Origin of the sequence: Luteibacter rhizovicinus DSM 16549 (assembly GCF_001887595.1) — a bacterium.
Lineage (GTDB): Bacteria > Pseudomonadota > Gammaproteobacteria > Xanthomonadales > Rhodanobacteraceae > Luteibacter > Luteibacter rhizovicinus.
In genome coordinates this window covers 3,627,710-3,641,883 of the sequence record NZ_CP017480.1, presented here as the reverse complement: position 1 = coordinate 3,641,883, position 14,174 = coordinate 3,627,710, and the positions used below count along the sequence as shown (strand labels likewise).

General features: G+C 63.5%; 13 protein-coding genes and 1 tRNA gene. 7 read left to right on the top strand and 7 right to left on the bottom strand.

Annotated features, from left to right (window positions below; genetic code table 11):
* The first annotated feature begins 11 nt into the window (after nt 1-11).
* The 4 genes from metX to BJI69_RS16685 all read left to right on the top strand — a co-directional run bounded on the left by metX (nt 12) and on the right by BJI69_RS16685 (nt 2,498).
* Nucleotides 12-1,115 carry a homoserine O-acetyltransferase MetX gene (metX, locus tag BJI69_RS16700; RefSeq protein WP_046966612.1) on the top strand — a complete coding sequence of 368 codons (1,104 nt, stop codon included), beginning with the start codon at nt 12-14 and terminating at the stop codon, nt 1,113-1,115.
* A 63-nt stretch (nt 1,116-1,178) separates the two neighbouring features.
* Nucleotides 1,179-1,757, top strand: coding sequence for a cysteine dioxygenase family protein (locus BJI69_RS16695; RefSeq protein WP_046966611.1), 579 nt, complete (start codon nt 1,179-1,181; stop codon nt 1,755-1,757).
* Nucleotides 1,758-1,781: 24 nt separating this feature from the next.
* Nucleotides 1,782-1,868: transfer RNA gene (locus BJI69_RS16690), tRNA-Leu, on the top strand.
* A gap of 174 nt (nt 1,869-2,042) precedes the next feature.
* On the top strand, nt 2,043-2,498 hold the full coding sequence (locus BJI69_RS16685) for a hypothetical protein (protein WP_046966610.1): 456 nt from the start codon (nt 2,043-2,045) through the stop codon (nt 2,496-2,498).
* 429 nt (nt 2,499-2,927) lie between these two features.
* Here the strand turns inward: BJI69_RS16685 and BJI69_RS16675 are convergent, their stop codons facing one another.
* On the bottom strand, nt 2,928-3,665 hold the full coding sequence (locus tag BJI69_RS16675; protein ID WP_125903089.1) for a hypothetical protein: 738 nt from the start codon (nt 3,663-3,665) through the stop codon (nt 2,928-2,930).
* 598 nt (nt 3,666-4,263) lie between these two features.
* The gene (locus BJI69_RS16665; RefSeq protein ID WP_052767059.1) at nt 4,264-4,578 is read right to left on the bottom strand and encodes a hypothetical protein; all 315 of its coding nucleotides are present in this window, start codon (nt 4,576-4,578) and stop codon (nt 4,264-4,266) included.
* 362 nt (nt 4,579-4,940) lie between these two features.
* Here BJI69_RS16665 and BJI69_RS16660 point away from each other — a divergent pair, with 362 nt between their 5' ends.
* Nucleotides 4,941-5,228, top strand: coding sequence for a hypothetical protein (locus BJI69_RS16660; protein WP_046966607.1), 288 nt, complete (start codon nt 4,941-4,943; stop codon nt 5,226-5,228).
* A 28-nt stretch (nt 5,229-5,256) separates the two neighbouring features.
* On the opposite strand, the gene BJI69_RS16655 is transcribed toward BJI69_RS16660, so the two are convergent.
* On the bottom strand, nt 5,257-5,997 hold the full coding sequence (locus tag BJI69_RS16655; RefSeq protein ID WP_046966606.1) for a 3-oxoacyl-ACP reductase family protein: 741 nt from the start codon (nt 5,995-5,997) through the stop codon (nt 5,257-5,259).
* 135 nt (nt 5,998-6,132) lie between these two features.
* Entirely contained in the window at nt 6,133-6,717 is a 585-nt protein-coding gene (locus BJI69_RS16650; protein ID WP_046966605.1) for a TetR/AcrR family transcriptional regulator, read from the bottom strand.
* Nucleotides 6,718-6,799: 82 nt separating this feature from the next.
* On the opposite strand from BJI69_RS16650, the gene BJI69_RS16645 reads away from it, so the two are divergent.
* Entirely contained in the window at nt 6,800-8,005 is a 1,206-nt protein-coding gene (locus tag BJI69_RS16645; RefSeq protein ID WP_046966604.1) for a GAF domain-containing sensor histidine kinase, read from the top strand.
* A 3-nt stretch (nt 8,006-8,008) separates the two neighbouring features.
* Here BJI69_RS16645 and BJI69_RS16640 read toward each other — a convergent pair whose 3' ends face one another.
* Together BJI69_RS16640 and BJI69_RS16635 are read right to left on the bottom strand one after the other, a co-directional pair.
* A complete protein-coding gene (locus BJI69_RS16640) occupies nt 8,009-8,353 on the bottom strand; it encodes a hypothetical protein (protein WP_046966603.1) in 345 nt (114 codons plus the stop codon).
* Between the two features lie 105 nt (nt 8,354-8,458).
* A complete protein-coding gene (locus BJI69_RS16635; protein WP_046966602.1) occupies nt 8,459-10,414 on the bottom strand; it encodes a formylglycine-generating enzyme family protein in 1,956 nt (651 codons plus the stop codon).
* A gap of 111 nt (nt 10,415-10,525) precedes the next feature.
* Here BJI69_RS16635 and rnd point away from each other — a divergent pair, with 111 nt between their 5' ends.
* Complete coding sequence (gene rnd / locus BJI69_RS16630) at nt 10,526-11,644, top strand: ribonuclease D (protein ID WP_046966601.1); 1,119 nt, start codon at nt 10,526-10,528, stop codon at nt 11,642-11,644.
* Between the two features lie 90 nt (nt 11,645-11,734).
* Here the strand turns inward: rnd and BJI69_RS16625 are convergent, their stop codons facing one another.
* Nucleotides 11,735-14,152: a TonB-dependent receptor gene (locus tag BJI69_RS16625; RefSeq protein WP_046966600.1), complete on the bottom strand. Its 2,418-nt coding sequence runs from the start codon at nt 14,150-14,152 to the stop codon at nt 11,735-11,737.
* Nucleotides 14,153-14,174 lie beyond the last annotated feature (22 nt).

The window sequence follows — 14,174 nt, the reverse complement described above, 5'->3', positions numbered from 1 at the left end:
AGGATCTTTCCATGGGCGACGCACGCCGCTACCACGCGCTTTCCTCGCCGTTCCGCATGAAGCGCGGCGGCCAACTCCACGGCGCACGTGTCGCCTACGAAACCTGGGGCACGCTCGATGCCGCACGTGGTAACGCCGTGCTGATCCTCACCGGCCTTTCGCCGAGCGCGCATGCCGCCGCCAACCTCGAGGACCCGACACCCGGCTGGTGGGACGACATGATCGGTCCCGGCAAGGCCTTCGACACCGATCGCTACTTTGTCATCTGCGTGAATTCGCTCGGCAGCGACAAGGGCTCGACCTGTCCCGCGTCGGTCGACCCGGCGACGGGCGAGGCGTATCGGTTGACCTTCCCCGAACTCTCGCTGGAAGACGTCGCCAACGCCGCCCACGAAGCCGTGACCGGGCTCGGTATCACCGAGCTGACCTGCCTGGTCGGTTGTTCGATGGGCGGCATGAGCGCACTGGCGTACATGCTGTTGCACCCGGGCTCGGCGCGCACCCACCTGAGCGTCGACACGGCACCGCAGGCCCAGCCTTTCGCCATCGCCATCCGTTCGCTGCAGCGCGAGGCGATCCGCCTGGATCCCCACTGGAACGAAGGCCGCTACGACGACGAACGCTGGCCGGAGCACGGCATGAGCATCGCTCGCAAGCTGGGCGTCATCACGTATCGCTCGGCGATGGAGTGGAACGGGCGTTTCGCCCGCATCCGTCTGGACCCGGACCAGCGCGAGGAGAACGAGCCGTTCGGCTTCGAGTTCCAGGTCGAGTCGTACCTCGAAGGACACGCGCGGCGCTTCAATCGCCAGTTCGACCCGAACAGCTACCTCTACCTGTCGCGCGCCAGCGACTGGTTCGACATCTCCGAATACGGCGACGGCGACGTGATGCGCGGCCTGGGCCGGATCCAGGTCGAACGCGCCATGGTCATCGGCGTGAGCACCGACATCCTGTTCCCGCTGGAGCAGCAGGAAACCATCGCCAAAGGGCTGGAAGCGGCCGGCGCCAAGGTGGAATTCGTCGCCCTCGATTCCCCCCAGGGCCACGACGCCTTCCTCGTCGACATCGAGAACTACAGCCGGGCCATCGGCGGCTTTCTCGGCTCGCTTTGACCCCTCTGCTATCATTGGGACCGAACGGCGTCCCCACGCCACCGCCTTCCAGAGGTTCCAGCCATGATCACGGTCGACTTTCCGGGCAGCCGCAAGCTCATCGATGCCATCGATGCCTCGGTGGCCCAGGCAAGCACTCCGGCGATCACCGACGCCCTGCGCAACGCGCTGTGTCGACTGATCCGCTCCGAAGAAGTGAAGCTGCCCGAGTGCGTCTTCGAAATGGCCGGCGACCACTACGCCCGCCGCGAGCTCTACCGCAGCGACGACCATGGCTACAGCGTCATCGCCATGACCTGGGGTCCGGGCCAGGGCACGCTCATCCACGATCACAGCGGCATGTGGTGCGTCGAAGGCGTCTGGGCAGGTTCGCTCGAGATCGTCCAGTACGAATTGGGTGAACACGAGGCCGAGCGCTACCACTTCCGCCCCGTCGGCTCGATCCAGGCAGGCCCCGGCTCGGCCGGCAGCCTCATCCCGCCGCACGAGTACCACACCATCCGCAATCCCAGCGAGGATTCGGTCGCGGTCAGCCTGCACATCTATTCGGGCCGCATGACCCAGTGCGCCGTGTTCAAACCCGAAGGCGACGATTGGTACCAGCGTACCGAACGCCAGCTGGGTCTCGACCAGGTCCACTGATTCACGCATAATGCGTGGCCCCATGCCGAAATGGCGGAACCGGTAGACGCGGCGGACTCAAAATCCGTTTGTAGTGATACAGTGAGGGTTCGAGTCCCTCTTTCGGCACCAAACAAGAAAAACATGGCATTCCATGCCAGCGGCAGGACCGCAGAGAACCCGCCCATCCGGCGGGTTTTTGTTGTCTGATTACCCGTAGCGTCCCGACGCCGAACTCAGAACGCTCCGGCCACGGCCGACGGCCTTTTCATATCATCAGCCGCACGTTTACAAGGATGCGATTCCATGGCTGTCCAAGTTCACGGTAAGGCACGCAGAAATGCCGTGAGGATGCTCCTTTCCTTTGCACTTTCCACGTTTCTCATGGGCTCAGGCAGTGCTCAGGCCGCCGAGAGCCAAGGCACCACTGTCTTCCTGAGGTTCCCGGTGAAGCAAGCGAAGGCGTTTGGCCCCATCGACAGCATCCATGTAGAGGTCGCCTGCAGCTGGATCTCCGGACTGAAGAACGTCCCCGATCTCTATGGCATCCAGATGGGATACGACATGCCCACAGTCAACATGTTCGACGCCGACCCTCGTCTTGGTGCCGCTGCTGTTGGACTCGCCGCATGGGATGGAGTCATCGGGGTTCGTATCCCGCCCGATGCCGACTCAAGGTCGTGCTTCAAGGTGACCGTCTCAGTCGGAGGCAGGTCGGGGAAATTCGAGACGTGGACGGGGCGACAGTTAGGATTGCCCTGACGTCGGGCGGCCCCGCTGAGGTCACCGTTCACTAGAACAGTGATGGGCAGTAACGCCGGAAGCCGTCTGGGTTATTTCTGGGTTACTGCTTCGGTTCTTGGTTAGTAGACCGCTGCGCCAGCGTCGATGACGAATCCGACGTCGTTAGCCCTGCACCACGTTTGCAACTCGTTGTGCAGCACAGGCCACAGGCGCTTCGCCCACCAAGGGGCCTTGTCGGCCCATGCCTGTTCAGTAGGAAGGTAGGCTGTGGCCGTCCCCATGGTCAGGTCCAGGACGAATGAGCCAGCCGGCCCGGTGCAGACCAATTCTTCTTTCCACTTAGGTTGAAAGGTGAAAACCGCCATCGTCGTCCTGAGGATTTGAGGGGCAGCCGACAGTAAGCAACAGTGAAATACTGTTGAGAACGAGCGGTATCAGAGGCCCATATCACCACTCCTCATCCACGGTCATGGGTTTGGTGAAGGGTGCATGCGGCGTCCATACAGACCTATCGAAGTCTAAGACCCTGTCCATCAGTGGTCGTATAGGATTCGGCCACGCCGCACCAAGAGCGGTTGACTCTGCCAGAGACTCTTGAACCGCCTTCGGACTTATCGCCTGAGTATCGAGCATTTCATAGCTGGCCGACATCGCCTTGTGCAGGCGAGCTACGAACACACGCGGATTCCTTACCTTGCCTCGACTCAGCCACCGGCGGTAACCGTAAAGCAAGGGCATCGAGGCGAGATTCAGCAGGTAGCCGATGCCGTAGATCGCGAGCGCCCACCATAAGCCCGTGACGACCGCACCGCTGACGTTCGAATATATCAGGACGATCACAAGCAGAATGGGCGCGACCGTAAACCACCATAGCTTGAGCAGGATGACCTTGGCCCGGGACTTAGTGCGTATGGCCTCCAGCGCCGACAAGTTTCCCTTCGTCCGCTCGTACGCATCGCTGGCGGACAGGTCATAGAGAGAAGCATTGACCCAAATCTGAGACTTCATCTGCTCGCCGAACGACACGACTTCCTGCGCCATCATGGCGTCCACCAGCAGCCAATCGAGACGCGGGTGACGGAGCCAACGAACCGCCAGGTATCTATCAGCGCAGGCCGCCAAACTATCCTTGTCGATTTGAAAATAGTCCGTTTGGTCGACGCCTGAGAGGAACACTAGGGCCACGTTACGATGCCTCCATAGCCAGCGAGGCGGCTTCGCGTCCCCGGAAGCCTCGGGCCACCGTCCCTCCATGTGCCAGGGGCGCCAGCTTTCGTACAGACAACCGAGCAGTTGAAGCAGGACATTGTCGGCCTCAACGATGCAGTCTCCGATGTTCGTCCCAGACGCCAGAGCGTGGCTTTGGCAGAGCGGAGCAAGTTCGGCCCGCCATCGCTTCATCTCCAACTCAACAGCAGGCTCTATAGCCGCTGAGGCGCAAAGAGGCGACGAACCGTCCACCCACGCGATGCATGCCAGTTGTACACGGGCCTCGTCCACTTCCATTCCTCCCCTACGGCTCACCCCGAGCCAATCTTAGGTCATAGGCTCACATGGCCTTATCGCTTGCACTCCACTTTGAGGGTTTTCCGGTTAAAGCCTGGTTCTTCCGAAACGGTCCGGTAACCGTTCGGGCATTCCTTGGCCGCCCGGTCGTAACATATGGAGAACGACAAGCCAGACCCGCACTGGACCATGACGATGGCGTCGCCGTGTTCGTCGGAAATCCGGGTGGCGGTGGAACACCCGGCGAGGGCAACAAAGTCAGCAGCCAAGAAGGCCCTCACCGGACAGGCGCCACGATGACCAACCCGGTATTCGCCTGGTTCTGCCGGACCACGCCAGGGCCGTACTGGACTACCCGGTCGTTCTTCAGCAAGACCTGATAGTCAGCCCGGTCCCACGACCACCCGCTCATGAGCCGATCCTTGTAGGTGAGCACCTGATAGCCATCCTGCTCGCTGAAGCCGTCAGGGCGACCCATCTGCTTCTCCACGGTCTGCCGGTCCATCCCGGCATCCAGGCGACGCATCTTTTCCCCAGTCGCACACCCAGCCAGCAGCAGCGACACGACGCCCGCGCAAATTACCTTGCGCATGATCCATCCTCCCCAGTGACTCACCCCAGGATTATTTTAGGCTCATCTACGCAAGCGCGTTTGCGAGTAACTTTGGGAGTAATAGCTGGGTCAAACTGCTGCAAACGTTGGGCACCAACCACCTGCGGCTCCCTCTTTCGCAACAGACTGCAACATCTGAAGCGGAAGTCGCCGTTTTCGATTGTTCTCAATGAACCCGCCCAGTCGGCGGTTTTTTTGTTCCCCGCGTCACGCGTCCGGGGGCATTCCCACGGCAGCTGGCGCAACGCCTGGCCAAGTATGCGGCTAGACGTCCACAACCTTTGCGCTACCGGCGACGTAGGATGCTCGTTTGATCAATCACCGCCCACTAGAGGGACCACGTGACATCGACCGATCACGAGTGCAGTTGCCGCACGCAGCACCCCAAGACCATCGCCCGTGTCGATACCCATAACGCGGGATTGGAAGAGTTCGACCGTGCATGTAAAAGATTCGACGATATCTTGGAGAAGATGCGTCACCTTCCAACGAAGCGTTTCGTGAACCTGTTGGGGTGCATCTGGCTCGCCGCATTGTTTGCCGCCACGGCCGCCATCCACATTACGGTTCTTCATATCGCCACCCAGCACGATGCCGCGGCAGCCGTCGGCGCCTCCAGAGGAAAATAGGCGCCGACAAGCCCAAAATATCCGTGCCTCAGGACAGAAAACCACCATCGACCGTCAGGCTGGCACCTGTAGTAAAACGAGCCTCCGGACCGGCAAGGTAAGCGACCAGCGCCGCCACCTCGTCGGCCTTGCCCATCCGACCCAACGGAATCAGCGGCAAGACCAGGTCTTCGACATAGGCAGGATTCATATCCGTGGCGATGGGACCTGGCTGCACGTTGTTGACGGTGATGCCGCGTGGACCGAGGTCTCGCGCGAAGCCGCGCGTCATCGACTTGATCGCACCTTTCGAGGCGCTGTAGATCGCCGTGCCTGGGAAGCCGCTGCGGTCGGCGACGATGCTGCCCACGGTGATCACACTGCCACCCTCGCCCATGTGCTTCACCGCTGCTCGCGTACCTGCATAGACAGCGCGCACGTTGACAGCGAAGACACGGTCGAACTCCTCGACCGGCAGATCGTCGATCGGACCGTGGGTAATCACGCCGGCGTTGTTGACGAGGATGTCGAGCCGCCCATGCCGAGCCGCCGCTGCATCGACCGCGGTCCCCAGGGCGTTCGCATCGGCACTGTCGGCCCGGACCGCGGCCGCATGACCACCCGCCGCGGCTACGTCGGCGAGGAGCGCGTCAGCCGCCGCTGACGCCGACGCGTAAGTGAACGTGACTGTGGCACCTTGCAAGGCAAGTCGGCGGACGATGGCAGCACCGATGCCACGGGACCCACCGGTGACGAAGGCGATCTTGCCCTCAAGCGGACGTGTGTTCATAAGCTTCTCCAGTTATGGATTAATCGATCAATTAAAGGTCAGAAAAAAGCGAGGTATGACCCTCGCGCCGGGAGCTGGCCGACCAGCAACACCCCAATCATAACAAATAACGGACTGATCATTCCACAACTTGATTCAGAAAGGCACCAGCGCCCGTAACGCGACACCCACGATCCCATGCAAGACCGCCCGCGAAGCACCGCCACGAGCCGCGACCTTCAGGCCCGACAGTGTCGCCAGCAGGAACTGCGCGGCAGCGGCCGGATCGAGGTCCGCGGCCAGCTCCCCTCTTTCGACGCCGTCACGAAGCCGGCTCTCGAAGGCCAGCAGGGTACGGTGACCGACCGCGTCCGTCACCGCGCGAACGTCGGGCTCCGAGGTGCCGAATTCCGTGACGGCATGGATGCCCAGGCAAGCTGGCGCGGCACCGGAAACAGCGTCGTCCACGAAGCCTAGCAGTGCGCGTTCGATACCTTCGAGCACGGCGTCGCTGGCAAACATGGCTGACAGCGTCGCGCCGGTGCTGTCGTCCGAGTAACGGCGCAGCGCTTCGAGGTACAGGCGCCGTTTGTCGCCGAACGTGTCGTACAAGCTCTGCCGCCCGATCTTCATGGCTTCCAGCAACATCGGGGTGGATGTGCCCTCGAACCCGTGGGCAGCGAAGACCTCGATCGCCCGCTGGAGCGCCGTGTCGCGGTCGAATTCACGTGGACGTGCCATGCCTGTCACTTCTGGATCGAAAAGTCCACAAAATCTTAGCACGAGCATGGTCCGGGACCGCCGTAGCGGCTAGACTTCAGGAATGAGTGACGCCGGGGCCACGCTGCAAGAAGACATCGATGCGTCGATCGAAGCGATATCTCGCCTGCCGGTCGTGCCACGCATCCTCGATGCCGTGGTCCGCGCCACCGGCATGCGCTTCGCCGCCGTCGCCCGGGTGACGGAGAACCGCTGGACGGCCTGTGCCGTTCGCGACGACCTCGGCTTCGGCCTGAAACCGGGCGAGGACCTCGTTCTCGAAACCACCATCTGCAACGACATCCGTTCGCACCCCCAGCCCGTGGTGTTCGGTCACGCCAGCGAACACCCGATCTACTCGAAGCATCACACGCCGAAACACTACGGGCTGGAGAGCTACGCCTCGGTACCCATCTTCACGGTGGCCGGCGAGTTTTTCGGCACCCTGTGCGCCATCGATTCGCGCCCGGTGGCCCTCGACGAAGAGCAACTCGCCACGGAGATGGTTCTCTATGGCGAGCTGATCGCCACCCAGATGGCCCTCGAAGGCCGCGTCGAACACGCCGAGCGTGCACTGCGCACCTCGGTCGACGAAGGCGTGCTGCGCGAGCAGTTCCTCGCCGTAGTCGGCCATGACCTGCGCAGCCCCTTGCAGGCGGCCGGCATGGCAGCCGAAGCCCTGTCAGGCATGGACCTGCCGCCGCGAGCCGGACGCCTCGCCAGCGTGGTCACCGCCAGCACCAAGCGCATGGCCGACCTGATCGACGACATCATGGATTTCGCCCGCGCACGCCTGGCCTCGGGCATTCCGGTCGCCCAACTGGACCAGGGCAACCTGGGCGCCCTGATCGGCCGCGTCGTGTCCGAGGTAGCCGCCGCGCATCCCGCCGTACGGATTGCCTGCGACGTGCATGTCCCGGACGCACTTCGCTTCGATCCGGTGCGCCTGCAACAGCTGTTCGCCAACCTGCTCAACAACGCCGTCGCACACGGCGATACGCGTCACCCCATCCGCGTCGACGGGCATGTCGAGGACGATCACATCGTGCTGGCGGTGACCAACTTCGGCACGCCGATCGACCCGGCGACCCAGGGCATGCTCTTCCAGCCGTTCTATCGGCCTGAGAGCGCGACGCCACGTCCTGGCCTCGGCCTGGGGCTGTATATCGCCTCGGAGATCGCGCGTGCCCACGACGGCACGCTCACAGTATGTTCGAGCACGGACGACGGTACCTGCTTCACGCTGCGCCTGCCCCTCGCGGGCACCTGAGATTCAGCGCGCCGCGCTCGCCGTCGGGTATTCGGTGGTGGTCTCGAACTCCGCGTAAGGCTGCCCACTCTCGGCGAGGCTCGCGAGGGGAAGTCGTTCGGCAACGCCCATCAGGCGCGCGCGAAGTACGCTGACCTCACGCAACTTCTCGGATGCCGCAAATGAATATTGATCGGTCATTTCGAAGGCGGCGACGACGTTGCCGTCTTCGCTTCGCATGATCCAGGGGCGGCGAGCCGTGATCAGGCCCGCGCGCTGCATCGCCTCGTAGATCTCCAGCAGAATCGAAACAACCAGATCGGTGCGGCCCGGAAAAGGCCGATAGCCAACGATGATGGAGGTAGACACGTGCGGACCTCATGGCGTTGGAGAGGCGACACCGCATTTGTAACCAGTAACGGGTCGGCGTCAAGCGTTACATGGAGCGGTTTCGGCAAACCTTCGCGACCGGCGTCACAGCTCGCGAACCACACGGAATCCAACGCGTGCGCTACGCAGATCGGCCTCCGCTCCCTGCCGGTAGGCGGAGCGCACCATGTCCGGCGCACTTCCCCAGGAACCGCCACGGATCACGCGCCGCGAACACCCTGGATTGACCCAGGCTTCGGCCGTGCGCGGCGCGCGGATGTAGTTGTCGTGCCAGCAGTCGCCAACCCATTCGGACACGTTGCCACCCATGTCGTACAACCCGAACGGATTCGGCGTGAAGCTCATCACCGGTGCCGGCCCCCAGTAGCTGTCCTTGTAGCCGCCGAACGCATTGCTCCAGCGCCGGCCCGAACCGGAGCGGTCATTGCCGCCGGTGAGGTTCTCCACCCGCGAGGTGGGATTGTCGTTACCCCACCAGTAGCGCGTGGTGCTGCCGGCGCGCAGGGCGTATTCGAATTCGGCCTCACTGGCGAGGCGGTACTTCTTGCCTGTGCGTTGCGACAGCCAGTCCGCGTAAGACTTGGCATCGTTCCAGGAAACGTTGATCACGGGCAGACGCTCCTGCCCGGGTTTGCCGGCGTAGTCGTCCTGCCAGGTCGCTGTCGCATCGTCACGCAGGCCGCCGCTTTGTTCGTCGTAGACGCTGCCACCGCCCAGGGATTGCGACTGCGGAACGTAGCCACTCGACCGGACGAAGTCGCGGAACTGGCCGATCGTCACGGCGCTGCGCCCCATGCCGACGCCCTTGTCGATCTGGACCTCGTGTGCGGGTGCCTCGTTCGTGTCGTGGCCTCGCTCGCCGTCCGGCGACCCCATCATGAAGTGTCCGGTCGGCAGGACGACGAGGGCCGGGGCCTGCCCGGTCGAGTCGACGAAGCGATCGGCGAAGACCTGGCCTGGTTTGTAGCTCGCGTAGAGACGGGCATTGGTCACCCGCTCGTTGAAATCGTCGATACCGGCCAGGTCGGGACTGATCTGCTGCGCCTTGGTCGCCAGTTGCTGGGCCAGCTCGAGATTGCCCGCGTCCAGCGCGGAACGCGCCTGGGCGAGCATCGCCGAGCCGCTCTGCCGGCGCATGCCCTCGATGCGACCACGCGTGTCCTGCAGCCCTTGCGATTCGGGCAGGATGGACGCCGCCTCGGCCAGCGCGGCATCCGCTGCCGTGAAATCGTTCTGGGCGACGGCGGCCAGTGCCTTGTCGAGCACCACACGCTGGACCTGGATGATGCCCTGCTCCGCGACGGCATTGTCCGGATCCAGCTGGAGCACATCGCGATACGTGTCCAGCGCGCTGTCACCTTGGGGTCGGTCCGCCTTGCCTTCCTGGAGCTGGCTGGCGGCCTTGCCCAGCATCGGCCGCACCTTGTCGAGGAGGGCCAGCTTCTCCTGCAGGGGCCCGACTTCGGAGGCGCTGGCTGGCAAGGCCTTCAGCGCGGCCAGTGCGTCGCGGGCGGCATCCGCGTCGCCCAGGGCAATGTCCTGCTCGATTTCCGCCGCGAGCCGCGCACGCACCTCGTCCATGCCGCCCAGGGCCCGCTGGCTGTCGGCCTTCTGCTTGAGCACGGCCATGAACATCGTGGCGGCGCTGTCCTTGCCACCCACAAGGCGATCCGCCTGCAAGGCCTTGTCCGCGCGATCGAGCACGGCGGTCAGCTCGGGAGAATCCGGGGTCTTCTGCGCCGGGAGTGCGACTTCATCGGTTTTTTCACGGCGGCGTGCGGCGATCACCGAAGCAGGCGCGAGCATGATGGGCGGCCCCGCGTCGATTTCCGACACGATGGCCCCCGGTGCCGCCTGCGGACGCTGATCGAAGCCCATCGTCGTGGGCTGCCCGCGCAGCGGTGAGCGGGCCGTATTCTGGCCTGGCTCCACGTGCAGCAACTGCGGAAAGAAGTGATAGAACAAGGCGAAACCGAGCACGGCCACACCCAGAGCTCCGCCAATGGCGCGCTGTCGGCGGACGGTTTCGGTGTTCGGCATGGTGGGCTGTTCCGTGCGGGCCTGCTATCGTGCGCTGCCACCTTAGAGAATCGCGTGCGGCAGGGCAACACGAACGTCGCGCGCGCGCCATGCATGCACAAGGAAGCAGGAATGACATCGAGCGACCTCGCTCCCGCCGCACCGTGGATCGACAACCACGACGAACTGGCCACGTGGCTGGCCCCCGTCGGCCCGACCGACGTCGTTGGCCTCGATACCGAGTTCATGCGGCGCAACACCTTCTATCCACAACTCGCCCTGCTCCAGCTGGCCCACGACGGCCGCTATGCCCTGATCGACCCGGTGGCGTTCCCGCTCGGTGACGTGCTCCGCCCGACGTTCGCCGATAACCCCGTGGTTACGGTGATGCACAGCGCCGGCGAAGATCTCGAAGCCATGTCGCCGTTCCTGCCCGACGGTCCGCGCACCTTGTTCGACACGCAGATCGCCGCAGCCTTCGTCGGCATGGGCCTGGGCATCAGCTACCGTGCGCTGGTCGCCGAGCTGGTCGGTGCCGAACTGGACAAGGGCGAGACGCGTAGCGACTGGCTGCAGCGCCCACTGACCGAATCGCAGAAGCTCTACGCGACGCTCGATGTGGTCCACCTGCATCCCGTGCACGCCATTCTGAGTGAACGCCTGGTCGAGCGCGATCGCGCTGCCTGGCACGCCGAGGATTGCGCTCGCATGAAGCGCCGGGCGAGCGAGCGCGAAGGCGATCCGCAGCCGCAGCGCAGCTTCAAGAGTGCCGCGGATTGGACGCCGGAGAAGCAGGCCCTGCTACGCCGTGTGCTGCGCTGGCGCGAACGCAGCGCGCGCGAACTCGACAAGCCACGCTCCTGGTTGCTCGAAGACGCGCAGGCCCTCGACCTCACCAGCAGCCTGCCCCGCGATGCCGCGAATCTCGACGAGCGCGTACGGGGTACCCGTGCCCTGCGTGCGCCGCAGCGCAAGGAGCTGTTCGATCTGCTCCAGCGTCCGCTTGAAGCCCATGAAATCGAGTCGACCGCGTCGGTCGTCGGTCACCCCGTGGGTGACGCCAAGCGCGCCATCAACGAAATGCGTAGCGTGATCGACCTGCTCGCCACGCAGCTCGACCTGCCGCCCGGTCTGCTCTGCTCGCGCCGGTCGATGGAGGAATACGTGATGACGGGCGTATGGCCCGAGGCCCTCGAAGGCTGGCGCCGCGGCGTTCTCCACGAGCGCCTCGCCGGCCTGCTACCCGGCTAGCCCATCCTCACCGCCGAATAAAAAAAGGTCGGTCCCTTACGGGCCCGACCTCTTTTTTATCTGCGAATCGCCACTCTGGTAGGAGCCGATTTAGTTGAACGACGCGCCGAACGTGATCATGAACGCACGCGGCTGCAGCAAGCCGTAGGTCGGCGAGCTGGTGTACAGCGAACCCTGCGCGGTCGCGAGGAACTGCGCCGAGCTGACATACGAGAACGCCTTGCGATCGGTCAGGTTGCTCACGTTGACCTTGATGTACGGGGTCTTCAGGGCATCCCAGTCGCTGAAGCGATAGCCACCGGCCAGGTTGAACTGCGTAAAGCCGCCGACGCGCTCGGTGTTGAGGTAATCACCGTACAGCGAGCTGGTGACGCGAGCCGACAACGTTGCCCAGATATGCGAGCTGTCGTCGTAGCCGATGCTCACGTTGCCGATGTTGCGGGCGGTATCCGGCATGGTCTTGCCATTGGCCGGGTAGATGCCGTCGCCGCCGCCGTCAATGTTGCCGACGATCTTGGCCTGGGTGTACGTGTACGAGGCATACGCCGTCCAGTCCTGGCTCAGCTTGTAGCTGGCTTCGGAGCTGAAGCCCTGCATGTGCATGCGCTTGATCGACGTGTAGTACGTGTAACCGGTGGTCTCGTCGAACGCGCTTTCCTGCTTGTTGTTGTAGTTGCTGCGGTAGACGTCGGCACTGACCGAGAGCGCGTCACCGTAGAAACGCCAGCCGAGATCCGTGTTCCACGCCGTTTCCGGCGCATTCGCGGCCTGCTGGTTCGCCAGCGAGTTCAACAACAGCACGGTGTTCGGCGGCGCGCGGAAGGTCTTGCCGCTGCCGAGGTAGAACTGGTTCTGTTCGTCCATCTGGAACTTGACGCCAGCGGTCGGCAATACCTTGTGCCAGTTCTTGTCGACGTCGGTGGTGAACTGCTGCTTCGTTGCCGCACCGGCGATCGAGCCCGGGTATTCCTGCGCGAAGCCCGTGCGGTTCGTCCACAGGTAGCTCACGCCCGCGGTGAAGGTCCAGTAATCGTTCGGCGTCCAGTTGTCGGTGACGAAGCCCTTCTTGATCTCGGTATTCGTGTACTCGTTGTAGACCTTCTGGCCGAGGCCGCTGTTCGGATAAAGCACGAAGGCGTCGTCGCCCCAGATCGAGGCCGGCGTGCCCTGGTTGTTCACCAGGCCGTAGAGGTCAGACTGGCTCTTGCGCGAACGCTCGTACCACACGCCGTATTCGAGGCTGTTGTCCTGGCCTAGGTCCTGGTTGAACTTGGCGATGATGCCCGGACGATAGGTCAGCGCGGCGGAGTACGAATAGACGACGCCCTTGTCGTTCGCGTTGACGACGCCGTTGTTGTTGACGTCCTGGTTGGCGTAGCCGAAGCGGTCCGCACCGGTCGGGCTCTCGTTCACCGTCGCACCGGCACCGCCGCCGCCATTGCCGTACCAGAAGTAAGGCACGACGGAGAGGCGCAGGCTGTCGCTGAACTTGAACTCGCCGTCGAGGCTGGCCATGTAGCTCTTGAACGGGTTGGTGCGCAGGCCGTAGTAGTACGTGTTGTTGTTGATCGCGGCGGTCGAGCTACCCGGCATCCAGGTGTTCAGATAGTCGTAGTGGTAGCCGTTCTGCGCCACCTGGGCCTTGGTCAGCGAACGATAGTTGATGTTGTTTTCGCGGTTGTACTGCAGGGAAGCGCTGATCGAGTTGTTATCGTCGATCGTCCAGACCGACTTGCCGTCGACCTTGGTCACTTCCATGTCGCCCGGGCCACGCCACTTGTCGGCGGTGTTCCGCGAGTACGAGATCCACGAACGTACTGGACCGGTATCGCCGGTGTTGAGGCGGATGAACGTGCGACGGTAATCGTTGTTACCAAGGCTCTGGGTGAAATCCACGCCGGCCTTGTGCGAGGGATCGATCGTCGCCCAGCCGATGTGACCACCGCTGGCGCCGGAATCGGGCATGTCGATATCCGGGATGCCCTGGAGCACCGTGATGTCGCCCATGTTCTCGCTGTCGCCGTATTCGGTCGCGTACACGGAGTAGCTGCCCGAGTCGGTGATCGGCGCGCCGTTGAGCGTCATGCCGATGTCCGACGAGTCGAAGCCGCGAATCGAGTAGTGGCCGTTGGCCAGGCCCGTGACGTCATCCGTCGCGGCATTCACACCCGGGATCGAGCCGATCATCTGGGTGAAGTTCGCGCCCGGCGATGCCTTGACGATGGCGTCGCGCGTGATCGTCGAAACCGCCTTGGCGGCCGTCTGCACCGACATCAGGCCAGCGCCGAGGGTCAGGCTCGATGCCTGCACCTGCACACTGCTCATCTGCTGCACGCGACGGGTGTCGTTGGACGTCGTCGTGTTCGAGGTGCTCGAAGCGCTGCGCTGCGCGGGCGCCTGTGTCGTCGTCGAGGTATCGGCCTGGCCCGTTGCATCCTGTGCCCAGACCGAAGCGGCGGTCATCGAAAAGACAACGGCAATCGCCATGGAGAGGTGGTTTCTTTTCACTGGAGTTTCCTGAGTTACAAGG